Source organism: Methylobacterium sp. Ger2507 (genome assembly GCF_055231875.1).
In genome coordinates this window covers 2,344,716-2,367,607 of the sequence record NZ_JBUYVC010000001.1, presented here as the reverse complement: position 1 = coordinate 2,367,607, position 22,892 = coordinate 2,344,716, and the positions used below count along the sequence as shown (strand labels likewise).

Genomic DNA, 22,892 nt, shown 5'->3' with positions numbered 1-22,892 from the left:
ATCCCTTGACCATCAATCCCGTCTTCACGGATGCGACGCCGATCACGGCCCTCGACGCCGAACGGCAATTCCTAGACGATGTCCTCACCGGCCTGTCGGCACCCCAGAAGTTCCTCTCGGCGAAGTACTTCTACGATGCTGCCGGTTCGGACCTGTTCGAGGCGATCACCCGCCAGCCTGAATATTATCCGACGCGAACCGAACTCGGCATCCTCGACGCGCAGGGTTCGGCGATTGCCGCGGCCCTTCCGGAGCGGGCGACGCTCGTAGAATTCGGCAGCGGCTCGACCGTCAAGGTACGGCGCCTCTTGGTGCATCGGCCGGACCTCGCCGGATACGTTCCGGTCGACGTTTCGGAAAGCTTCCTGCGCAGCGAGGCCGAGGCCTTGGCGCAGGATTTCCCCCATCTCGCGATCACCCCCGTCGCCGCCGACTTCACCCGGGCCTTCTCCCTGCCGTCGGGACTCGCGGAGGGACCTGTGGCCGGCTTCTTTCCCGGCTCAACTATCGGTAATTTCGAGCCGCCCCAAGCAGCCCGGCTGCTCGAACACTTCGGACAGGTTCTGGGCTCCGGCGCAACGTTGATCATCGGAGTCGATCTCGTGAAGGACAGGGCGGTCCTCGAAGCGGCCTATGACGATGCGGCGGGAGTAACGGCGGCCTTCAACCGGAATCTTCTTGTCCGCATGAAACAAGAGCTCGGTGCCGATATCGACCGCGATGCCTTCACGCACCGTGCCTTCTTCAATGCGGACGCCTCTCGCATCGAGATGCATCTGGTCAGCCGGAGAGCGCAGACGATCCAGATCGCCGATCGGCGCATCTCTTTCGCGGAAGGCGAAACCATCCATACCGAGAACAGCTACAAGTATACGATCGATCGCTTCCGTGCCTTGGCTTACGAGGCCGGCTGGGAGGCGGGGTCTGTCTTGACCGACCCGGCCGCCCTGTTTTCGATTCACGCTCTGAAGCGGCCGTAGGCGTCAGCTGCGTTTCTCCAGCATGGCTTTGACCTGCATCAGCTGATCCCAGAGTTGGCCCGGCGAGGTACCAAGAACGTCGAGTCCGGCCGTCACACCCCAGTAGATCCCGACGACGATGACAGGAACGAGGATCCAGCCCAGGATTTCCTCGCCCTGACGCCGGCGCTTGCGACGCAGCCGACGCTGTTCGCGGGCCGTCAGCTTCGGCACGGGCTGGTGGGTCTGCGAAATCGGCGTGAGGGGACCTTCGTGTAAGTCACTCATCCGGGGGGCGCCCTCCTCAATCGTTCTCAGCGATAGGGAGGCGTTTCCGGCCCATCTGTCGTTGCAGCGCCCGCTCTCCGTTCCCGCGCTTGCTAACCACCCTGCGATCTCATGTCGACCGGCGGGTCTGGTTTTCTCAACGTCCAAGACCACGAAACCGGCCCCTCCGATGAACGGAGAGACCGGCTGGTTCTGCGATCAGGCTTTGACCAACGGCACTTTCGGGACTGTACGAACGCCCGAGCCGCCGCCCCCGGACCCACCCTTGTCATCACGCTTGTCGGTCGGCTTGCGCGTCGACGCCTTGGCCCGGGTCCGCTTGTGCTTCTTGGCGGCGTTGGTGACATCCTTCTCGGGCTTCGGCGTAACCGGGCCGGCCGGGAATTCGAAACCGAGTGCCTCCTTGCCCTCGCCTTCCGGCTTGCGGACCACGACCCGGACCGCGCCGCCATCCTTGAGCCGTCCGAACAGAACCTCGTCGGCCAGCGGAGTCTTGATGGTCGACTGGATCAGCCGGGCCATGGGCCGGGCGCCCATGGCATCGTCGTAGCCGTTCTCGGTCAGCCACTCGCGCGCCTCGTCCGAAAGCTCGATGGTGACATTGCGATCGGCCAGCTGCGCCTCGAGCTGGAGGACGAACTTGTCCACCACCTTCGCCACGACTTCCTTTGGCAGGTGCCCGAACGAGATGATCGCATCGAGCCTGTTGCGGAATTCCGGTGCGAACAGCTTGTTGATGGCCTCGACGTCGTCGCCCGTGCGCTTCGCCTGCGTGAAGCCGTAGGCGGACTTGGCCAGGTCGGACGCGCCCGCATTCGTCGTCATGATGATGATGACGTTACGGAAATCGACCTGCTTGCCGTTGTGATCGGTTAGCTTGCCGTGATCCATGACCTGCAACAGGATGTTGAACAGGTCCGGATGCGCCTTCTCGATCTCGTCGAGCAGCAGAACGCAATGCGGGTGCTGATCGATGCCGTCGGTCAGCAGGCCACCCTGGTCGAAGCCGACGTAACCGGGAGGCGCGCCGATCAGGCGGCTGACGGTATGGCGTTCCATGTACTCCGACATGTCGAAGCGAAGCATCTCGACACCGAGGGACGCCGCAAGCTGCTTGGCGGCTTCGGTCTTGCCGACGCCGGTCGGACCCGCGAACAGGTACGAACCGATCGGCTTGTCCGGGTCGCGCAAGCCGGCGCGCGCCAGCTTGATCGCGGATGTGAGCGCATCGATGGCGTTCGGCTGGCCGTAGACTACGCGCTTGAGGTTCTCGGTCAGGTTCTTGAGAACCACCGCGTCATCCTTCGACACGGTCTTGGGCGGAATGCGGGCCATCGTGGCGATGGTCGCCTCGATCTCCTTGACGCCGATGGTCCGCTTGCGGCGTGCCTCCGGGACCAGCATCTGCGACGCGCCGGTCTCGTCGATGACGTCGATCGCCTTGTCGGGCAGCTTGCGGTCGTTGATGTACCGGGCCGAGAGTTCCACCGCCGCCTTCACGGCCTCGGTGGTGTACTTGAGCTTGTGGAATTCCTCGAAGTACGGCTTCAGGCCCTTCACGATTTCGATCGCATCCGGGATCGACGGTTCGTTGACGTCGATCTTCTGGAAGCGGCGGACCAGGGCGCGATCCTTCTCGAAGTACTGGCGGTACTCCTTGTAGGTGGTCGAACCGATGCAGCGGAGCGAGCCGTTCGCCAGGGCGGGCTTCAAGAGGTTCGAGGCATCCATCGCGCCGCCCGAGGTCGCACCGGCGCCGATGACGGTGTGGATCTCGTCGATGAAGAGCACCGCGTTCGGATGCGCCTCGATCTCCTTCATCACCTGCTTGAGGCGCTCCTCGAAGTCACCGCGATAGCGGGTACCGGCCAGCAGGGTGCCCATGTCGAGGGAGAACACCGTGGCCTCGATGAGGACTTCTGGCACCTCCTTGTTGATGATCTTGCGGGCCAGACCCTCGGCGATGGCGGTCTTGCCGACGCCCGGCTCGCCCACCAGCAGAGGGTTGTTCTTCTGCCGGCGGCAGAGGATCTGGATGGTGCGCTGCACCTCGCTCTCGCGTCCGATCAGCGGATCGATGCGACCGTCACGGGCCTTCTTGTTGAGGTTGACGCAATAGGCCTCAAGGGCATCGCCCTTCTTCTTCGCGCGACCCTCGCCCTCATCACCGCTGGGACGCTCCGAGGCCGCTTCCTCGTCGGCTCCGCGCACAGGCTTCGACTCGGAGGCTCCCGGCCGCTTGGCAATGCCGTGGCTGATGTAATTGACGGCATCGTAGCGCGTCATGTCCTGCTCCTGCAGGAAATAGGCGGCGTGGCTCTCGCGCTCGGCGAAGATCGCCACCAGCACATTCGCACCGGTGACCTCCTCGCGCCCGGAGGATTGCACGTGGATCACCGCGCGCTGGATCACGCGCTGGAACCCCGCTGTCGGTTTGGCATCCTGCCGGCCGTCCCCGATCAGGTTCGCCAATTCGGTGTCGACGTATTCGACCAGGCTGCGCTTGAGGGTGTCGACCTCGACGTTGCAGGCGCGCATGACGGCGGCCGCGTCCTGATCGTCGACGAGGGCGAGCAGGAGATGCTCCAGCGTCGCGTATTCGTGCCGGCGCTCACCGGCGAGCGCCAAGGCGCGGTGGAGAGCTTGTTCTAGGCTGCGAGAGAAGCTGGGCAAAGCGTGGCCTCTGTGTGGGGTGCCTATTTCTTTTCCATAACGCACTGGAGAGGATGTTGGTGTTTGCGGGCGAAGTCCATGACCTGCGTCACCTTGGTCTCCGCAACTTCGTAGGTGAAGATCCCGCACTCGCCGACACCGTTGTGGTGTACGTGCATCATGATTTGAAAGGCGGCTTCCTGCGACTTGTTGAAGAATTTCTCGACGACATGCACGACGAATTCTTGCGGCGTATAGTCGTCGTTCAGCAAGAGAACCCGATAAAGGCTCGGTCGCTTCGTCTTAGGCTTCGTTCGAGTGATGATGGCGGTTCCGGACCGCCCGTCATCGGTACCACCCGGCTCGTGGGGTTCGTCGACCGCGCGCACTTCGGCGACACGGCGAAGCTGCGTAGGGGTGTCGGGGCCGTTCGCGCGTGAGGATTCGCTGCCCCGTATCAGGACGTCGGTCATCTGAATCGCATCGACCCCATAGTGCGGCATGCTGCTCGTAGGCTGCTGGTCCGCGGGTCACGCCGGCGAGGCGCGCTCGCATCGGGAGTAATCTATAGAGCGATCGGCCGCTTCGCCAGTCGGATGCGCGCACTTGTCCGATACCGCTTTCGGCAAGGCATCGGTGGAGCCCGGACAGCGGTTCTGTCCGCCGCAACGCCGCCGCGCGGCGCTCGAACGCAAACGACCCCGCGCGAAGACTCGCGCAGGGTCGAAGGGGGGTGTTCCGGGTCTCGCGAAGGGAGGTCGATGCCCCCCCCGCCGGGTCTGCGCTCAGGCGGCCAGCGTCTTGGGCGCGCCTGGAAAGCCCGGAAGTTTCGGAAAATTTTTCGGATCTAGGAAGGCTTTCGGATCGAAGAAAGTTTTGGGATCGAAGAAGGCCGGCACGCCGAACCCGGTCTTGTCCTGGAGGGGCGCGCCGATTTCCTTCGCCAGCCCTCGGTAGAGTTCCGTCATCGTGTTCGCTTGCGCCTGAAGCCGCTCGTAAGAGGCCTTCAGATACGCGGTCTGGATCTCGAGCACGGACTGCATCGTACGCGCGCCGGCCAGCTTCTTGATGGATTCCGAACTGGCTGCGTAGGAGTCCTTGGCAAAGTCCACCAGCTCGATCCCGGCCGTCTGGTTGGTCTTGGCCACCAGGGACACGCTTCTCAGCGCGTCGGACAGGCCCGTCTTGCTCATCGTGGAAGCTTTGTCGAACATTTGGGTCATCTGGCGATCCTCTCGGCTTTTTCAGGCCGGTCCCTGACGTTTCGGGTGCAGGCCCGGTCGACTGCGAGCAGCCTGCGACCTGATGTGTGCGATGCACCATCGAACGTCAAGATTTATATTGCGATGCAACACGAGATGTTTTCCCGGCGAATTGGCGTCCAGGCATTAACCGGGCCGTAACTGCGTCCACCTAGCCTGATTGACAGATGTTGCGGGGTTTGGGCGGACCGACCGCCCGCTCCGCCGAGATGTTGCGGTGCAAGCCGGCCTGCGGGCTGTGCATGTCGAGGCAGTGAGTCGTGATGCGTAGCCATACTCCCCGCGTCGGCCGGGTGCCTGCCCTGCCGGCCGCGATCGCGGCGGCCGCCGTTCTGGCCGCCCTCGCCTCTCCGGCGGAGGCCCGTCGCGGTCACCATCACCGCGGTGGCGGCGGAGGTGGCTACAACCCGCCCTACGCCGCCATGGTGGTGGACGTGAAGACCGGCAAGACGTTGCATGCGATCAACGAAGACTCGCTGCGTCACCCGGCCTCGATCACCAAGGTCATGACGCTCTACATGCTGTTCGAACAGCTTGAGCGTGGCCGCTACACCCTCGAGTCGCCTTTGACGATCTCGTCCTTCGCGGCCTCGCAGGCTCCTTCGAAGCTCGGTCTGCGCCCGGGCTCGACCATCGAGGTCGAGGAGGCGATCAAGGCGATCGTGACCAAGTCGGCCAACGACGTCGCCTGCGCCATCGGCGAGAATATTGCCGGCTCGGAAGCGCGCTTTGCCGAGATGATGACGCAGAAGGCCAAGGCGCTCGGCATGAGCCGGACCCACTACGCCAACGCCTCAGGTCTGCCGGACGCCGACCAGATCACCACGGCCCGTGACCTCACGATCCTGGCGCGGGCGATCCAGGACCGCTTCCCGCGCTATTACAAGTACTTCCAGACCCGCTCCTTCGCCTTTCGCGGCCGGGTCATCGGCAACCACAACCGCCTCCTCGGCAACGTGCAGGGGGTGGACGGAATCAAGACCGGCTACACCCGCGATTCCGGCTTCAACCTGATGACGGCGGCCAAGCTGGACGATCGCCAGATCGTGGCGATCGTGCTGGGTGGCAAGTCGGGCGCCAGCCGTGATCGCATCATGGCCGACCTTGTGCGCCAATCCTTGCCGCGCGCCTATGCGGGTTCGCGACAGACGCCCTCGACCATCGAGGTCGCCGAGCGCGCGCGTCCGGCCGTGGTGGCGGACGGCGCTTCGCGGACGCGGACGCAGGTTGCTTCGGCGGACGACGAGGAGGATGTCGAGACCACCGCGTCGACGCTCCGTGCCGGCCAGCCGCTCGACATCACACCCAACCGGAGCGCCACCACGACCCCCGGAAGCGCCGGTGCGAAGTGGCGGTCCGGTGCCCTTCCGAATTCTGCGCAGGCCTATGCGGCCACGAGCGGTCCTGCGGCCTTCCCGTCGGGCGGCAAGAGCGATGCCCGCCTCGCCTCCGTCGATGGTCCGCGCGCCGAGGCGCCGAAGCCGGTGGCCGGCGCGAAGATCACGCCGACCGCCTGGGTGATCCAGCTCGGCGCCATGGATGACGAGGACAAGGCGAAGTCGATGCTCGCCGAGGCCCGCAGCCGTACCGGTGGGACGCTCTCCAAGGCGTCGCCCTACACGGTGAAGGTCGAGCATGGCGGCGCGACTCTGTTCCGGGCCCGGTTCTCCGGCTTTGCCGAGCAGGATACTGCCCAGGACGCCTGCAACGCGCTGAAGCGCAGCGGTTTCAGTTGCTTCGCCACCCGTAGCTAAGGTCCCCGTCGGCGACCTTCGATCGGCCCGGACGCCTCATCGCGCGTCCGGCACAGGATACGCATGCCCGGTTCGTTCCACCGGTCGGCGGTACGTTCGACATTCCCTGTCTGGCAACGCGCGTGGAGTATCAGCGATGTCGGTTGTTAAGCCTGTCACGGGCCGCGTTGACGCGCGCCGCTTGCTCGGCCGTTCCCCCCTGGTCGGGGTGCAGCCGCTTCATCAACGTCCGATGGGCCGTGCGGACCTGCTCCAGGGACGCCCCGCGCTCAAGCCCCAGGATCTCATAGGCCTCCTGCTCCGTCATCGCCCCTGGGTACGCCGCACGGCGCGGCCCCGTGTCGGCATCTCCCTGAGCGTCTACACGCCAGCCGGGATGCCGGCGGTCGAGATACGCCTCTAGTCGGCGGGCGGTGACGGCATCGCGTCCGAACAGGGCGAGAAGACCGGGCACGGGGATCGCCGACAGGGGTTGCCCCGCATAGGGACCAATCAGCGCGATCCCGTCGCCACTTTGATCGAACCGGATGCTGCCGCCGCCGAATTGTCTCGGGTCAAACCGGGAAGCGATACCGTTTAGGCGGGTTTTCAATCCGGTGGAACCCTCCAGCAGCCAGGCCCCACCCGCGCCCAGCAGGAGCGCGAACTCGAGCCGGCCGCGGAACAGGAAAAGCCCCGCCGCCGCGAGGGCAAGATAGCCACCCACCTGCCGCAGCAGGCGCGTGCTCAGCGCCGGATACCGCCGGCGCGCATGGGATGCGAACCACCACAGGATCATGAGCGCGACGATGCCGGCGATGAACGTCACCGGCTGACGCCGTACTCAGCGGTGATCCGCCCGCCGACTCGAAGTTTCACCCCGTCGATGTCACGCAAGCCCTGATCCCGAGCCGATCGGTCCGGCGCGCGTTCGCTACCGCACCCGCGCCGCGAGGGCAGCCGCACGCCTTCCGGCGCGTTCTCCGGGCAGAGACGGGGCGGCATCTGCTCTCCGGCATCGGCGGCGACCATGCCGGCGAACCAGAGCAGGAGAATCGGCACGGGACGGTGACAGACCATGAGTCGCTTTCGCTGATCGCCGAGCCGCTTTACCGGTCGGCGCCCCACCTGACGAGAGGTCGAGAGTCAAAGACGGCTTTCCGCAACGTCGGACGTCGTGACACGGACACGGCGTGTGCGCCCGTCGCGCTCGACGGTCAGTTCGATCGACGCACCCAGGCCGGCCGCCTCCATCGCGGCGGTGAGATCGGCGAGGCGATGCACGGGTTGGTTGCCGGCGCCGACGATGATGTCGCCGATGTCGCCGGTCTGGGGATCGACACCGCGCAGGCCGGCCGCCGCGGCTGGCGATCCGCGCAGGACGCGCAGAACGACGACGCCATCGATGCCGAGGCGCGTTGCCGTGGCCTCCTGACCGGCGATAATCCCGATGCCGGGATTGCGGGTCCGGCCGTTTCGGATGAGTTCGGGAACGACCCGGTTCACCACATCGACGGGGATTGCAAAGCCGATGCCCGCGCTGGCTCCTGACGGCGAAAAGATTGCCGTGTTCACGCCGATGAGGCGCCCGGCGGAATCGAGAAGCGGACCACCCGAATTTCCGGGATTGATCGCGGCATCGGTCTGGATCACGCCCGACAATTCGCGGCCCGCGCTCGTGGGTAGACGCCGCTGGAGTGCACTGATCACGCCCGTGGTCAGCGTATGATCCAGACCGAAGGGATTGCCGATGGCATAAGCCGCCTGTCCGACCTTCAGGTCGGTCGAAGTGCCGATCGCCAGGGGTTGCGGTGCGGCTGTCGTGCGGCCGAGGCGGAGCACGGCAAGATCATAGCTCGGTGCCGCACCGACCAAACTTGCCGACACCACCGCGCCGGAGGAGAGGCGGACGGCGACGGAGCTGCCGCCCTGCGCAGCCGCTGCAACCACGTGATTGTTGGTGACGATATGTCCGGCCGCGTCCCAGACGAAGCCGGTGCCGGTCTGCGCGCCGTTGTTCTGGTCGCCATCCTCCGCGTCGACGCCCATCAGGGCTCGGCCTTGAGCAGCAGCCTGAACGAAGACGTGAACCACGGACGGACTCGCCCGGGCGAACAACTCGACCGTCGTCGCCTCGGCCGGCGCGAGGTCGCCCCGGGCGGTAATGGCGCGGGACGTCCGCTCGGAGAACGCGAGACCGGTCAGGTAGGGTTGCGCGACGAAGAGTGTGAGCAGGACGATCGCCGCACCGGCGACCCATCGCAGGAAACGATCCGCCGGAGGCTGCGGCGAAGACCGATCGCGCATGTGTCATCCTCTTCACCATGCCGCGAAAATCGCGTCGCACGTCATGTCCATTAACTGGTCAGTGACGCATCGCCCTTCAACTGATGCGGTACCACCGCCGGCGTGGGTGTGACAGCACACCGATTCTGGCGGCTGCCAAAGATAAACATCGGCCCGACATTGTCAGGCTTGGTGACAAACCGAACGAGAAGGCGTCCAAAAGCGGCCATATTCTGCGCTAATTGCACCGCGCAAGTGCATCGTATGAGGGAGACAGGGTTCAGGCTGAAATGAACATTTCATTGTGGTCTGAAATAGCCTCGAAGCCGCCTCAGAGATGCTTCCATTCATACCGATGAACGTCCCGCAGCGAATGTTCAGGTTCGAGGCCGTAAAGGTCTTGAGCCGGTCACCCGGTATCGCGGGGAACCACCCTCACGATTGAAGGAATACGAAAATGGAAACCCAAGCCCTGGAACGTCCCGCCGATCTGACGATCTGGCGTACGGCTCCGGTTCCGGCTCCCCTCGCCCAGCCGGCCCGCTACCGCACCCTGCGCGAAGCGATCGAAGCCGCCGCCGGTGCCCTGTCCGACCCGGCCAAGCAGCCCTGGATCATCACCGAGGATGGTGAGGTTCTCTCGCCGAACTGGATCCGCACCTACTTGAACTGACGTTCGTTCGTCGGCGCCGGATCGGCGCCGCACTCTGCGCGAGCCGGCTGTCGAAATGGCCGCGGCCGGCTCACGAGTGTCACGAGGACGTACGAGACGATCATCAGCAGGAACCAGGACCCGAACTTTTGCCAGGATACGGGCGACCAGCCGGTCACCTGCTTCGGATAGAGCCAGACCCGGGTGTAGGTGCCGATATTCTCCGCAATCCAGATGAACACTGCCACAAGGCCGAAGCCTAGAAGCAGCGGCATCCGGCGGTGGACCTGCCAGACCTTGAAATACACCCACGTCCGTCCAAAAAGCAGCACCGTGGCCAAGAATAGCGCAATCCGCATGTCCCAGATCACATGGTGGCTGAAGAAGTTCACATAGATCCCCCCGGCCAGGGGTAGCGTCAGGGACAGACGCGGATGATGGGCGAAGCGGAAGTCGAACAGGCGCCAGACCCGCGCGATGTAGGACCCGACACTGGCATACATGAAGCCCGTGAAGAGCGGGACACCGGCGATCCGCAGGACGCTTGCTTCGGGATAGATCCAAGATCCGACGCTGGTCTTGAACACCTCCATCACCGTGCCGACGACGTGATAGAGGGCGATGATCTTCGCCTCTTCCCAGGTCTCCATCTTCAAGGCGAGCAGGCTAGCCTGGATGGCTATGGCCGCGAGGGTCAGCGCATCGTAGCGGCTCAGGGCGGCATCGGGCGGATAGAACAGATAGCTCCCGATCACGGCGGCGCAGAGCAGGCCACCAAACAGGCAGGCCCAGCCCTGCTTGATGCCAAACCTTAGAAATTCGTAGGCTCCGGCGACCCAAGGCCCTTTCGCCTGTGCCCAGGTCCCAACGCGTACATCCAGAGATATGAAACGTGCGAGATGCGGCCAGAATCTGGCTGCGCTCTCTGCCCCCGTCCCGTGCTTCATGTCTGTCCCTGTTCCCGGCAGTAACGGCATAGGACAAAAAAAGGCCGCTCCGAAGAGCGGCCCGAAGTCTAGGGAGGAAACGCCCAAGAAGGGCTGCCGAACCGCGACGCCATCGCGGTCCCGCAACGCACAATCTAAAGTGCGCCGCACAAATAGCAAGGAGATTGTACGGCGTTCAACGCAGATTTTCGTCCGCGCGCTACGGCCGAATAGGCGCTCGCCGAGCCCCCTGTGGGGCGTTCAGTGCTCGCTGAGAAGCTGCGCGATCTCGACCTTCAAAGCATCGGCAAGGTCGGGCCGCTCCAGTGCGTAGGCGATGTTCGCCGTCAGGAAACCGAGCTTCGAACCGGTGTCGTACGTCCTGCCCTGATAGTGCATGCCGAAGAAGGCCTGATCCTGTGCCAGCTTGATCATCGCGTCGGTCAGCTGGATCTCGCCGCCTGCGCCCTTCTCGCCATGGGAGAGGATATCGAAGATCTCGGGCTGAAGGATGTAGCGTCCGGAGATGATGAAGTTCGAAGGGGCCGTGCCGGCCTTCGGCTTCTCCACCATCCCGTTGATCTCGAACGTCTGACCGAAGGTCTGGCCGACTCCCACGATGCCGTACTGATGCGTCTCCTCCGGCTTCACCTCCTCGACGGCGATGACGTTGCCGCCGTGACGCTCGTAGGCGGAGAGCATCTGCTGCATGCAGCCTCGGCTCAGCATATCGGGCAGCAGAACGGCGAAGGGCTCGTCACCCACGATCTCACGGGCGCACCAGACGGCATGGCCCAGACCGAGGGGAGCCTGCTGGCGCGTGAAGCTTGTCTGGCCGGCGGCCGGCAGGTCGCGCTTCAGAGACTCGTAGGCCTCCGTCTTGCCGCGCTCCTGCAGCATCCGGTCGAGTTCGAAGGCCACATCGAAATGGTCCTCGATCACCGCCTTGCCGCGCCCCGTCACGAAGATGAAGTGCTCGATCCCCGCTTCGCGGGCCTCGTCGACGACGTGCTGGACCACCGGGCGATCGACGACGGTGAGCATCTCCTTCGGGACAGCCTTGGTGGCCGGGAGGAAGCGGGTGCCCAAGCCGGCAACAGGCAGGACGGCTTTGCGAATCGGTTTCATCAAGCGGGACCCGATAACAAGGGAGGATGAGGAAAACCTCGAAGGGTTTGACGATGGCGCAACACAACCTCTGTTAACGGAGGTCATCGGGCAACCGGCGTAATGGACATAACCGACAAGCTCGATTTCGGATATATCGTCGGTGAAATGATTGGGGAGAGGATGTGATGGCGGTTCTGGTGACAGGCGGAGCGGGATATATCGGCAGTCACATGGTGCTGGCTCTGCTCGATGCCGGCCACGACGAGGTTGTGGTTCTCGACGACCTGTCGACTGGTTTCGATTGGTCACTTCCGCCTGAAGTAAAGCTTGTCGTCGGCGACATTGCCGATCAATCGCTTGTCACCGAGGTCATCCTTCAGCATCGCATCGATGCCATCGCTCACTTCGCTGCGCGGATCGTAGTGCCGGATTCGGTTGCCGATCCGCTCCACTATTATCTGGCGAACACGGTGAAGACCCGGGCGCTGATCGAGACGGCTGTCCGTTGCGGCGTCAAGCACGTGATCTTCTCGTCGACAGCCGCCGTCTATGGCGAACCGGAGACCGTCCCGGTGCCGGAGAGCCTGATACCGGCACCGATCAATCCCTATGGTCGCTCCAAGCTGATGAGCGAGTGGATGATTGCCGATGCGGCCAAGGCGCATGGGTTTTCCTACGTCATCCTCCGCTACTTCAACGTCGCGGGCGCAGACCCGCGTGGCCGGACCGGGCAATCGACTCCGAACGCGACGCACCTGATCAAGGTGGCCACGCAGGCCGCCCTCGGGCAACGCCCGCATCTCGATGTCTACGGGACCGACTACCCAACGCGCGACGGCTCCTGCCTGCGCGACTATATCCAGGTCTCCGACCTCGCCGAGGCGCATCGGGTCGCCCTGGATCACCTCCGCTCCGGCGGCGAGAGCCTGACCCTGAATTGCGGCTATGGCCAGGGCTACTCGGTCCTCGAGGTGATCGAGGTAGTCAAACGCGTTTCCGGGCGGGACTTCGAGGTCCGCCTGTCGCCGCGCCGGCCCGGCGATCCGGCGCAGATCGTGGCGGAGGCCGAGCGCATCCGGGCTCTCGGATGGACGCCGCGATACGACGATCTGGACGAGATCATCGGTCAGGCCTTCGCTTGGGAAGAAGCCCTCACCCGCCGCAATCGCACGTGACGCGCTGGTCAGCCCTCGTCCTTGCAAGCCTGATCGGCGCAGGTCCGGTGCTCGCCGCGGGAGCAGGCGTGTCTCCGCCCGTCGCCGCTCGCGAGATCACCGGTGGATTCGGCAGCTTCATCGCCGCATTGCGGCCGGACGCGGAGGCACGGGGCATTTCCGCCGCGACCTTCACGGCAGCGTTTGCCGGGATCTCGGGGCCGGACCCGGACGTCGTCGCTCGGACGCGCCGGCAGGGTGAGTTCAGCCGTCCAGTCTGGGACTATCTCGTCGGTGCCGTGTCGGCCAGCCGGATTGCGCGTGGGCAGGCGCAGGCCGCCAAGCTGGCGCGCGTGCTCGCGGAAATCGAGACCCGATACGGCGTACCGCGCGCCATCGTTCTTGCATTCTGGGGGGTGGAGTCGGATTTCGGCGCCACTGCCGGCACGATGTCGACCATCCGTGCCTTGTCGACCTTGGCGGAGGTCAAATTCCGCGGCAGCCTGTTCCGCGATGAATTGCTTGCCGCCCTGACGATCCTCGAGCGTGGCGACATCACCCCGGATCGCATGAAGGGATCCTGGGCCGGTGCAATGGGCCAGGTGCAGTTCCTGCCGACGAGCTTCCTCGCGCACGCGGTCGATTTCGACGGCGACGGCCGCCGCGACATCTGGACATCGGAAAGCGACTCACTCGCCTCGATTGCGGCCTATCTGAAGACGCTGGGCTGGAATCCATCGCTCTCCTGGGGTTACGAGGTCATCCTGCCCGCCGATTTCGATCTCGCGCGCTATCGCGGCGACCTCTCGGATTTCGCCCGGCGGGGCATACGGCGCACGGACGGAAAGCCTCTCCCGAGCGGCGGCCCGGCGAGCCTGTTCCTCCCCGGGGGGCATTCCGGACCGGCTTTCCTGATCACCGACAACTTCGAGGTCATTCGCGCCTACAACACTTCGGATTCCTACGCTCTGGCGGTGGGACACTTCGCCGATCGGCTGTCGGGCGGGCGGGCCCTGGCGCGGGCGTGGCCGACGAAGGAGGGGCGCCTCGACAAAGCGGGGCTGCAGGCCCTGCAGGCCGCCCTGGCCAAGCGCGGCCTTTATGCGGGCGAAGCTGACGGGCGCGCTGGACCGAAATTGCGCGAGGCGGTGCGTCAGGCTCAGATCGCCGAAGGTCTGCCGGTCGATGGCTATGCGACGCCGAAGCTCCTCGCTCATCTCGCAGGTCGGCCTTAGACCTCGCCGGCATCCTCCGCTAAGGTGGCGGGACCGATCGCTCCGCCGATCAGCATTTCGAGGCGCCCCATGACCTTGCCGGCTTCCCGCACGGCCTGGTGTTTCCTCTCGGGATTGTCCCTGTTTGTCGCCGGACTTGTGCCGGCGCAGGCCCAGTGGGGTGATTCCTATGATGCGCCGCGTGGTGGCGACTACGAGCCGCCGCGCCGGCGGCCGCGCGACTATTATCGCGACGACAGCGGCTACGGGGCGCGCCAGGCCACGCGCCGCTACGCACCGCCGCCGCAGGAAGCACCGCGGCAGTTCTACTGGCCTTGGGAGGATCGCCCGGCGCCTGCCCAGGCCGCGCCCCCGGTGCCGAGCGCCCGACCGGCTCCAACACGCGGGCGCAGCTATGCGGACGATCCGCGCGGCGGTCGCGACGATGGACGGGCGGTTCGGCGTCGACCGCGCCCAGCCCCCATCGTCGCACAGCCGAAGCCGGTCGTGCCGAAGGTCGAGCCGACGACCCGGATCGCCGTTTTCGGTGACACGCTGGCGAGCCACCTCGGCAGCGGGCTCTCGAACGTGTTCGAGGACAATACGGAGATCGGCGTGGTCGACCGCTCGAAGCCCGATAGCGGCTTGGTGCGCAAGGATGTGGTGGATTGGCCGAAGGCGGCCGAGGACTTCGTCAAGGCCAACCCCAAGACCAACTATGCCGTGGTCATGCTGGGATCGAACGACCGCCAGCCGATCCGGGAGGGCGATCAGACCCTCGATCCCCTGAACGACCGGTGGCGAACCGTTTATTCCGAACGCGTCGATGCCCTGATCAAGGTGTTCACCGACGCAAGGATTCCGCTGATCTGGGTCGGGGCGCCCCCCATGCGCAGCGAGGCACTGACGAAGGACATCGCCGAGATCAACGATATCTACCGTGAGCGCATCGCCAAGGCGGATCAGACCTATGTCGATATCTGGCCGGGCTTCGTCGATGATCGCAACCGTTACACGGCCACCGGTCCCGACCTCGAGGGCCAGGAGGCAAAGCTGCGTACCGCCGACGGCGTGCATTTCACCAAGGCCGGCGCGCGCAAGATGGCGCATTTCGCCGACGTGGAGCTCAAGCGCATGATGGGGACGGGGGTGGCGGCGCCGCCGGCCGCCCTCGCCGCCCCCGTGGCGACCGCGCCTCAGACACCCCTGGAAGGAGAGGCGGTCAAGCTCGACGATGCCGGAGCCATCGACCGCCAGATCACCGCGATGCTGCCGAGCCTGCCCGAACCGCCGGGGATTCCCGCTCTGCCGGTGAAGCCTCTTGCGGGGCCGGTGGTGCCCCTCGGACGCGCCGAGGTGACGCCGGGCGGAACCCTGATCAGCGGCCGCCCACGCGACGGGGACCCGTCTGGAACAGTAGAGCGCAGCCTGGTGCGCGGGGCGGCGCCCCTGGCGCAACCGGGGCGGGCCGACGATTTCAAGTGGCCGCCGGGCTGAGGGCGGGATCTAACCGACGCCGACCGGGTGCTTGGTCACCACGGGGCTGCGCATGGTGACGAGCTCTTCGCCGAGGGTCGGATGCACCGCGACGGTGCGGTCGAAATCCGCCTTGGTGGCGCCCATGGTGACGGCGATGCCCACGGCCTGGATGATCTCGCCGGCATCGTGGCCGAGGACGTGGACGCCGACGACCCGGTCGCTGGCACAATCGACCACCACCTTCATCAGCACGCGCTCATCGCGGCCGGACAGGGTCGCCTTCATCGGGCGAAAACGCGAACGGTATACATCGACGGTGCCGTAGAGGTCGCGCGCCACATCCTCGTTGTGGCCGACGACGCCGATCTCCGGAGTCGAGAACACGGCGGTGGGGATGAGGCCGTGGTCGACACACCACGGCGTATTGCCGAACACCGTATCGGCGAAAGCGTGGCCTTCGCGGATGGCGATGGGTGTCAGCGCCGCACGGTCGGTGACGTCGCCGACGGCATAGATCGAGGGAATGGAGGTCTGCGAGAAGGCGTCGACCGGGATCGCACCGCGCGCATCGGGCTGGATCCCGACCGCCTCGAGACCGAGGCCGGCGGTGTTCGGGCGCCGTCCCGTGGCGGTCAGGACCTGATCGACCTCCAGGGTCGTGCCGTCGTCGAGGGTGGCCCGGATGCCGGTCTCGGTTCGATCGAGTCGCTCCACGGTCCGGTTCAGGCGCAGGTCCATGCGCCGGGCATAGGCCTCGCCGAGCGCGTCGCGGACCTCTTCGTCGAAGCCCCGCAGGAGCTTGTCGCCGCGGTGCAGCAGGGTGGTGCGTGCACCGAGGTGGGCGAAGACACCGGCGAACTCGACCGCGATGTAGCCGCCGCCCACCACCAGGATGCGCGCGGGCAGGGTCTCCAACTCGAACACTTCATTGGAGGTGATGGCGAGTTCGGCGCCCGGAATCAGCGGCTCCTTGACCGGATGGGCGCCGACCGCGACGAGGATGAAACGGGCGGTGACGCGCCGGTCCGAGCCGACCAGCCGCACGGTGTGGGCGTCCTCGATCACCGCCCGTTCGGGGATGATGGTGACGCCGGCCCGGCTGAGATTGGCGTCGTAGATGCTCTCCAGCCGCGCCACCTCCGCGTCGCGGCGTGCTTTCAGCACCGACCAATCGAAGCTCGGCTCGGACACCGACCAGCCGAAGCCGGCGGCATCCTCGAACTCGTCGGCGAAACGCCCGGCATAGACCATGAGCTTCTTCGGCACGCAGCCGCGGATCACGCAGGTGCCGCCGACCCGGTATTCCTCGGCGAGCTGGACCCGGGCGCCGTATCCGGCCGCGATCCGTGCCGCCCGGACGCCGCCGGAGCCTCCGCCGATGACGAACAGGTCGACATCGAAGGTGCGGGCCAGATCGTCAGCCATGGAAGTCATCCTGCGGGTGGGAGCACCGAGGGCTCTCCATCGCCCGAACCGCGCGGTACATCAACCGGCGCGTCTTGCCGTTCCCACCGCCGAACGAAAAAGGCCGCCTCCCCTCGCGGAAAAGCGGCCTTCCGAACCCCAGCGCGGCGCGAGGCGCCGGCGGGCTTACTTGATCTTGGTTTCCTTGAAGTCGACGTGCTTGCGCACGACGGGGTCGTACTTCTTCATCGACAGCTTCTCGGTCTGCGTGCGGGAGTTCTTCTTGGTGACGTAGAAGTAACCCGTGTCGGCGGTCGAGATCAGCTTGACTTTAACGGTGACGGCCTTGGCCATGGACGCGGCGCTCCTGTGATCGCGGCATTCCGCATCAGCGAAACGCAAAAGGGCCGGCGGTGGCCGGCTGAATACCGGCGGGTGATTGCCTTATCGGCCGGGATTCGTCAAGGCGCCTCGTGCGTCGGATGCTGGACGATGCGCAGGGCGACGACCACCGCGTAGCCGAGGAACAGCAGACAGAGGCTGTAGGCGAAGCCCTGGGGCGGGATCAGGTCCATGCCTCCGCCGATGAGCGGCGGACCGAGCATCAGGCCGACATTGTACAGGACGACGAAGGCGGCGTTGGCGCCTGCCAGTTCGGGCCCCTGCACGGTGGCCCCGAGATGGGCGAGGCCCACCGTATAGAGCGTTCCGGCGATGCCGCCCCACAGGAACAGCAGCACGAGCAGGCCCGGAAACCAGGTCGACGCCAGGGGAATCAGCATCGACCCGAGGGCTCCGCCGAGCCCGGCCATGAGGAGGACGAGGCGGCGGTCGACCCGGTCGGCAAGCCAGCCGAAGGGAATCTGAAACAGCACGTTGCCCAGGGCGAGCGCGCTGACCAGTCCGGCCGCGGTCTCGGCCTCGTAGCCGAGGCGCAGGCCGTAGAGCGGCAGGATCGCGAATCCGCCGGTCTCGACCGCTCCGTAGACCAAGGCCGCGACGGTGGCGGCGGGGGCGAGGCGCAGATAGGCGAGGAACGGCCGCGATGCTCCGTGCCCGATCACCGGCGACAGCCCCCGCGCCAGCAGGAGCGGGACCAGGGCGACGAGGAACAGCAAGGCGCCCCCGAAGTAAGGCGCGTATCCTTGCGTGCCGAGGAGTGTCAGCAGGATCGGCCCGACCGCGAAGCCGAGGGCCAGAACCGTGGCGTAGATGCCCATGACCAGCCCACGCCGCTCCGGCGGCGCCGCCGCATTGATCCAGAACTCGGAGAGCACGAACAGGGCGCCGAGACTCATCGAGAACACGAAGCGCAACACGAACCACCAGACGATGCCCTGGAGCAGCTTGAAGGCGACGAGGCAGAGCGCGCCGAGCACGATGGCGCCGACGAGGAGGCGCAGAACTCCGAGCCGGGCCGCCAGGCGCGGCACGAACGGCACAGTGACGATGGCGGCGAGCCCCGCCACGGCGGTGTTGATCCCGATCAGGGTGCCGGAGGCGCCCATGCGCTCCATCTCGAGGGAAAGCAGCGGAATCGTCAGGCTGAGCCCGATGCCCACCACCGCCACGCAGGTGATGGCGGCGGCAATCGAAGCGAAGCGCGAGCCATCGGGGAAATCGGCGGGGCGTGGGGCCGGCATGAAGGGGTCCGTTGCGGGTCGCGCGCGACACCGGGACCGCCTTGTCTACGCCGGGGCTTGCCGACGCAACCGGCGCCCCGGCTGGCTGCGGATGGCTGAAGCCTGGGCCGGGCTGTTCACGCCGATCCTTGTCCTGTCTGTTCGTCGATGCCTCGCGTCTTCCGTGCGAACTCAACGATGAAGAGGCCCGGACGGGGGCGCATCGAACGATGCCCGGCTTGAGCGCGTAAGCGGTCCAACGCGCACGGCACAGGCAGGTACGCCATCGTCAGAAGCGCGTTCCTTCCGTCGCGACGGTGACGGATGTTCCGGCACGGTCAAGCTGCAGGCGGCGTCGCTCGCCCGGACGCGCCGACAGTTTCGCCCGCACGGCATCGGGTGCGAGGCCATCGAGCGGATACCCGTCGACCTGCAGCAATCGGTCTCCCACTTCGACGCCGGATACGAGGGGATGCCCGTCCCTCGTCGCGACGGCCGCGATGGCGTAGCCTGCATCGCGTCGCACCAGCGTCAGGCCAACACCGTCGAGATCGCCCGGATCGTCGCTGCCCAGCCGCTCCCAGAAGCTTGTGCCGGCTGCGTAGTCGAGCGTCAGCCGCACGGTGTCGAGAACGTTGTTGCCCAGCCAGCCGGTCACCGGCTCGCCCGCATCCACTTGCCAAGTGTCCCAGAAGATTTCGCCGAGGGCAGCGTCGCCGATGGCGCCACCGAGCGGGCCCGTGCCCAAAGCCCCGACATCCCGGAACATCACTCCCCCGACGTCGATGCCCGGCAGGCGAATGATTGTGCCAGCGCGTTCGAGAGCCAGATCCGCCATCGCCAGGTTGGCGCGCCCGACCGCGCCGTCGGCACGGCGCCACTCCGGATGCTGGAGAAGCCACCCGGCAACGGTCCGTCCACGCAGCCATGTATAGGGCGCGCCGACATCGAGAACGAGCGGAATGCGTTGGTCGCCGACCTGCGCATCCACCACGGTGATCCCCGTCGTGGGATTGGTCCGGACCGGAACCGGTACGCCGCGGCTCTGCGATGCACCGGATGGCGCCAGCGTCAGGGATGCGGTCTTTGGATCGATGGTGACGGCAAAGTGCTGAAGCACTCCAGCCGGCAGAACGGCCTCGACGGTGCGAGGTGCGAACAGGAGACCGAAGAGATCCTGTCCGTCGACGCTGCCCGGGCCATCTTTCACCGACCCTGCCTCGACCGTGACGCTGACGCCACCGATGTCCATCAGAAGATCGTGGCCCTCGGCGAGGCCCAACGCGCGATAGAGATCCTGAGACAGGATCGGAGCGGCCGCACCCATGTTGAGCCAAGCGAGCAAGCGCCGTTCGCTCCCATCCGGTCTCCGAAAGGCGACCGGTACGAGCCAGCGTCCGGACGCCCGCTCCATCGGCAGCGTGACCGAGGTCCCGCCGTCCGGCCAGACCACCGCAACCCGACTGACCTGCGACGGCGGCGGGAGACAGGCAGTCAGCAGCCCGGCGGCGAGACCGATCACGAGCGCGCGCCGAACACCTGAGAATTTGTACATGGGCACAGGTCTCCGCTCCTGCACCGTGAAGGCAGGTCGGTTCGAGATCGAGGATCGGATCGTCAGCCGGCGCGGCTCTGGGCGTTTTCGCCGTCGATCACGTATTCGAGCAGATCGCCCGGCTGACAGTCGAGTTCACGGCAGATCGCTTCCAGGGTCGCGAAGCGCACACCCTGAACCTTGCCGGATTTCAGAAGCGACAGGTTCGCCTCCGTGATTCCGACGGCGCGGGCGAGATCCTTCGACTTCCGCTTGCGTCGCGCGAGCATCACGTCGAGGCGCATCACGATCGGCATCAGACGAACCCGTCCCGGTCGTCCTGGATCGCCTGACCGGCCCGTATGAGTTCGGCCAGAACGATCAGAAGGACGGCGAGCAGGAGAGCGTGCATCGAGGAGGTGCGGAACCACGCGAGATCGACTCCACCCCCGGCGAGCCGGACCAGAGCCTGTCCGCCGATCGGAGCGACGGCATAAGCCAGGAGGCAGATCGCCATGCGACGCAGGCGTAGAACCTGTCCGGCCGCAAAGACCGTCCCGACCGCCAACTGGCGCAGCAGCGCGTGGAGATCGAAGAGCACGGCCGCGACGGGCATCTGGGTCAAAGTGAAATTCGCTCCGTAGGCCCACCGGGTCGGCCAAGTGAGAGCCTCGAACGGCACAACGCCCACAACGTCCGCGGGACGGGCGCCGATGAAGGCCGCACCCGGAGCAAGCCAGAGCCACGAGCCTTTGAAAACCAGGCCGAGCGTGAGCACGGCCACGGTGAAGACCAGGGTTGCCGCCAGGACCGTGGCGACAAGCCGTGCGGCAAAACGAGCACAGCGCCGAAGCGTGAGATGCTCCTCAGTCTGAAGCTGCGGCACCTGATTCCGCTTCGGCATGACCGATACGTTCGACATCCCCGCTCCTTCACGGATGGGATATCACGGAAAATAATTTCTGCAAAACAATAATATTTCGCCGGCGGCGTCGTCTTTGGCAGGTCGAGCGATGCCAGGACGCGGGCGTGCGTCGGACAGGTCTGCGCGCCAGCCACAGGATTGGCAGGGTGTCGGACCAGACGTTTTCGGAAAGAGTCCCGTCTTCACAGCGTATAACGGGATGCGCCGCTTGCCTGCTCAGCGGATCTCCAGCCAGCGCGAAAGTCGCCGAGCCTGTGTGTTCAAGGTGGTGTTCGGAGAAACGTCATGGTGCGGAGGCTGGCGGACCCATTCCCACCCCTGACCTCTCGCCACCAGGAGGTAACGGACGCAGCCTGATCCCTCTTGTCAGCGCGCGGCCGATTTCAGCGGCTTGCTGTCGGTGGAGGGCGGCTGGCGCTCGATCGTCTGGCCGTCGCGGAGGTCGGCGGGGGGGCTGAGGACGAGCTCTTCGCCGCCCTCCAGGCCCTGGTCGACCTCGATCGTGGTGCCGAGATCGCGCCGGATTCGGACCGTACGCCACTGCGCCGTGCCATCCTCGCGGGCCAGGGCGACCTGTGTGCCGCGCTGATTGAAGACGAGGCTTTCGGCCGGGATCACCACGTTCGCTTCGGTGCGAGGCACCTTCAAGGTGACGTAGACGTAGAGGCCGGCGCGCAGGGCACCGTCCTGGTTCGGCACGTCGACCTGCGTCGTCAGGGTGCGCGACGCGGTCAGCAGCGCCACCGAGCTGCGCTCCACCTTGCCGGAAAATATCCGGTTCGGGATCTGCGGCACCTTGATCGCCGCCTCGACTCCCGGCGTCACCCCGACCGCGAGGTTCTGGGGCACGTTGACCGAGACGCGCAGGATGTCATCGCGATCGACGGACAGGAGGGCCGTTCCGGTTCCATCGGCCTGGACGAGGTCCCCGACATCGACGCCGCGCTGGATGACCACGCCGTCGAAGGGCGCGATGATGTCCTTGAATCCGGTCAGCGCCCTAAGGCGCTCGACCGTCGCGGCCTGCGCCTTGATGTTGGCCTGGGCCACCTTCACGCCCGCTTCGGCCGAGGCGAGGGTCGCGGCCTGGCTGAGGACGCTGGCCTGCGAATTGTCGGCGTTCTGCTTCGAGGCCCAGCCCTGCCCCGCCAGGGTCGAGGTGCGGGTGTTGGTGACGTTGGCGAGGTTCACGTTGGCCTTGGCCTGATCGACCATGGATCGCGCCTGCAGCAGGGCGGCTTCGAGCTGGCCCGTCTGCGCCTCGGCCTGGGCCAGTTGCTGATCGAGGTCGGGCGCCGCGATCCGCATCAGGATGTCGCCCTGGCGCACGCGGCTGCCGATATCGACCCGGCGCTCGGCGATGTAGCCGGTGGCGCGGGCATACAGCGCGGCCTTGGCGAAGGCGTCGGTCTGGCCCGGCAGGGTGATCTCGATCGGCTTGTCGGCGCGCTCGGCTGTGGCCGTGCGTAGCTTCGGCACGAAGCTGTTGACCTTGCGCTGCGTCTCGGCCGCCGCCGCGCGGCGCTCCATCTGGCCGTAGCCGCCCCAGGCGAGCAGCCCGATGACGCCGAGCGCCACGAGCACGAAGGGCACCTTCCCGGGAGGCGGTGGGATTTCGGACGGACCGTGCTCCGGATGCTTCACGACTGTCCCATCCCCGAACCGGACATCATCCTGCCATACCGTATTTCG

22 protein-coding genes are annotated in these 22,892 nt (G+C 66.0%); 6 read left to right on the top strand and 16 right to left on the bottom strand.

Annotated features, from left to right (window positions below):
- Positions 1-5: 5 nt before the first annotated feature.
- Complete coding sequence (egtD, locus tag ACV7NL_RS10965; RefSeq protein WP_463355670.1) at positions 6-980, top strand: L-histidine N(alpha)-methyltransferase; 975 nt, start codon at positions 6-8, stop codon at positions 978-980.
- A 3-nt stretch (positions 981-983) separates the two neighbouring features.
- On the opposite strand, the gene ACV7NL_RS10960 is transcribed toward egtD, so the two are convergent.
- From ACV7NL_RS10960 to ACV7NL_RS10945, 4 genes are all read right to left on the bottom strand, one after another.
- Complete coding sequence (locus ACV7NL_RS10960) at positions 984-1,247, bottom strand: hypothetical protein (RefSeq protein ID WP_056189114.1); 264 nt, start codon at positions 1,245-1,247, stop codon at positions 984-986.
- A gap of 198 nt (positions 1,248-1,445) precedes the next feature.
- Complete coding sequence (gene clpA, locus ACV7NL_RS10955; protein WP_056189116.1) at positions 1,446-3,920, bottom strand: ATP-dependent Clp protease ATP-binding subunit ClpA; 2,475 nt, start codon at positions 3,918-3,920, stop codon at positions 1,446-1,448.
- Between the two features lie 23 nt (positions 3,921-3,943).
- Positions 3,944-4,372 (bottom strand): ATP-dependent Clp protease adapter ClpS, encoded by a 429-nt coding sequence (clpS, locus tag ACV7NL_RS10950; protein WP_244476771.1) that lies wholly within the window; start codon positions 4,370-4,372, stop codon positions 3,944-3,946.
- 312 nt (positions 4,373-4,684) lie between these two features.
- Positions 4,685-5,122 carry a phasin family protein gene (locus tag ACV7NL_RS10945; RefSeq protein ID WP_463355669.1) on the bottom strand — a complete coding sequence of 146 codons (438 nt, stop codon included), beginning with the start codon at positions 5,120-5,122 and terminating at the stop codon, positions 4,685-4,687.
- A gap of 302 nt (positions 5,123-5,424) precedes the next feature.
- Here ACV7NL_RS10945 and ACV7NL_RS10940 point away from each other — a divergent pair, with 302 nt between their 5' ends.
- A complete protein-coding gene (locus ACV7NL_RS10940) occupies positions 5,425-6,915 on the top strand; it encodes an SPOR domain-containing protein (RefSeq protein ID WP_463355668.1) in 1,491 nt (496 codons plus the stop codon).
- Positions 6,916-7,045: 130 nt separating this feature from the next.
- Here ACV7NL_RS10940 and ACV7NL_RS10935 read toward each other — a convergent pair whose 3' ends face one another.
- The 3 genes from ACV7NL_RS10935 to ACV7NL_RS10925 form a co-directional block, all read right to left on the bottom strand.
- Complete coding sequence (locus tag ACV7NL_RS10935) at positions 7,046-7,723, bottom strand: J domain-containing protein (protein WP_463355667.1); 678 nt, start codon at positions 7,721-7,723, stop codon at positions 7,046-7,048.
- Positions 7,720-7,956: a hypothetical protein gene (locus ACV7NL_RS10930; protein WP_056479321.1), complete on the bottom strand. Its 237-nt coding sequence runs from the start codon at positions 7,954-7,956 to the stop codon at positions 7,720-7,722. Before ACV7NL_RS10930 ends, ACV7NL_RS10935 begins: the two co-directional genes overlap by 4 nt.
- A gap of 84 nt (positions 7,957-8,040) precedes the next feature.
- Entirely contained in the window at positions 8,041-9,201 is a 1,161-nt protein-coding gene (locus ACV7NL_RS10925) for a S1C family serine protease (protein ID WP_463355666.1), read from the bottom strand.
- A gap of 436 nt (positions 9,202-9,637) precedes the next feature.
- Here ACV7NL_RS10925 and ACV7NL_RS10920 point away from each other — a divergent pair, with 436 nt between their 5' ends.
- The gene (locus ACV7NL_RS10920; protein ID WP_055953370.1) at positions 9,638-9,853 is read left to right on the top strand and encodes a hypothetical protein; all 216 of its coding nucleotides are present in this window, start codon (positions 9,638-9,640) and stop codon (positions 9,851-9,853) included.
- Here ACV7NL_RS10920 and ACV7NL_RS10915 read toward each other — a convergent pair.
- Both ACV7NL_RS10915 and galU read right to left on the bottom strand, forming a co-directional pair.
- A complete protein-coding gene (locus tag ACV7NL_RS10915; protein WP_056189136.1) occupies positions 9,841-10,779 on the bottom strand; it encodes a DUF817 domain-containing protein in 939 nt (312 codons plus the stop codon). The genes ACV7NL_RS10920 and ACV7NL_RS10915 overlap by 13 nt on opposite strands.
- 240 nt (positions 10,780-11,019) lie before the next feature.
- A complete protein-coding gene (galU, locus tag ACV7NL_RS10910; protein ID WP_056189657.1) occupies positions 11,020-11,886 on the bottom strand; it encodes a UTP--glucose-1-phosphate uridylyltransferase GalU in 867 nt (288 codons plus the stop codon).
- 167 nt (positions 11,887-12,053) lie between these two features.
- Between galU and galE the strand changes: the two genes are divergently transcribed.
- The 3 genes from galE (at position 12,054) to ACV7NL_RS10895 (ending at position 15,733) form a co-directional block, all read left to right on the top strand.
- The gene (gene galE / locus ACV7NL_RS10905; protein WP_463355665.1) at positions 12,054-13,043 is read left to right on the top strand and encodes a UDP-glucose 4-epimerase GalE; all 990 of its coding nucleotides are present in this window, start codon (positions 12,054-12,056) and stop codon (positions 13,041-13,043) included.
- 68 nt (positions 13,044-13,111) lie between these two features.
- Positions 13,112-14,257: a lytic murein transglycosylase gene (locus ACV7NL_RS10900; protein WP_463355664.1), complete on the top strand. Its 1,146-nt coding sequence runs from the start codon at positions 13,112-13,114 to the stop codon at positions 14,255-14,257.
- A 69-nt stretch (positions 14,258-14,326) separates the two neighbouring features.
- Positions 14,327-15,733 (top strand): SGNH/GDSL hydrolase family protein, encoded by a 1,407-nt coding sequence (locus tag ACV7NL_RS10895; protein ID WP_463355663.1) that lies wholly within the window; start codon positions 14,327-14,329, stop codon positions 15,731-15,733.
- A gap of 9 nt (positions 15,734-15,742) precedes the next feature.
- Here ACV7NL_RS10895 and gor read toward each other — a convergent pair whose 3' ends face one another.
- The 7 genes from gor to ACV7NL_RS10860 all read right to left on the bottom strand — a co-directional run bounded on the left by gor (position 15,743) and on the right by ACV7NL_RS10860 (position 22,844).
- Positions 15,743-17,140 carry a glutathione-disulfide reductase gene (gor, locus tag ACV7NL_RS10890; RefSeq protein WP_463355662.1) on the bottom strand — a complete coding sequence of 466 codons (1,398 nt, stop codon included), beginning with the start codon at positions 17,138-17,140 and terminating at the stop codon, positions 15,743-15,745.
- A 165-nt stretch (positions 17,141-17,305) separates the two neighbouring features.
- Positions 17,306-17,473 (bottom strand): 50S ribosomal protein L33, encoded by a 168-nt coding sequence (rpmG, locus tag ACV7NL_RS10885; RefSeq protein WP_018044575.1) that lies wholly within the window; start codon positions 17,471-17,473, stop codon positions 17,306-17,308.
- Positions 17,474-17,580: 107 nt separating this feature from the next.
- Positions 17,581-18,762 (bottom strand): MFS transporter, encoded by a 1,182-nt coding sequence (locus ACV7NL_RS10880; RefSeq protein WP_463355661.1) that lies wholly within the window; start codon positions 18,760-18,762, stop codon positions 17,581-17,583.
- A gap of 268 nt (positions 18,763-19,030) precedes the next feature.
- The gene (locus ACV7NL_RS10875; RefSeq protein WP_463355660.1) at positions 19,031-20,296 is read right to left on the bottom strand and encodes a peptide-binding protein; all 1,266 of its coding nucleotides are present in this window, start codon (positions 20,294-20,296) and stop codon (positions 19,031-19,033) included.
- Positions 20,297-20,358: 62 nt separating this feature from the next.
- Positions 20,359-20,592 carry a helix-turn-helix domain-containing protein gene (locus ACV7NL_RS10870; RefSeq protein WP_463355659.1) on the bottom strand — a complete coding sequence of 78 codons (234 nt, stop codon included), beginning with the start codon at positions 20,590-20,592 and terminating at the stop codon, positions 20,359-20,361.
- Positions 20,592-21,197 carry a DUF2975 domain-containing protein gene (locus tag ACV7NL_RS10865; RefSeq protein ID WP_463355658.1) on the bottom strand — a complete coding sequence of 202 codons (606 nt, stop codon included), beginning with the start codon at positions 21,195-21,197 and terminating at the stop codon, positions 20,592-20,594. Before ACV7NL_RS10865 ends, ACV7NL_RS10870 begins: the two co-directional genes overlap by 1 nt.
- 369 nt (positions 21,198-21,566) lie before the next feature.
- Complete coding sequence (locus tag ACV7NL_RS10860; RefSeq protein ID WP_463355657.1) at positions 21,567-22,844, bottom strand: efflux RND transporter periplasmic adaptor subunit; 1,278 nt, start codon at positions 22,842-22,844, stop codon at positions 21,567-21,569.
- Positions 22,845-22,892 lie beyond the last annotated feature (48 nt).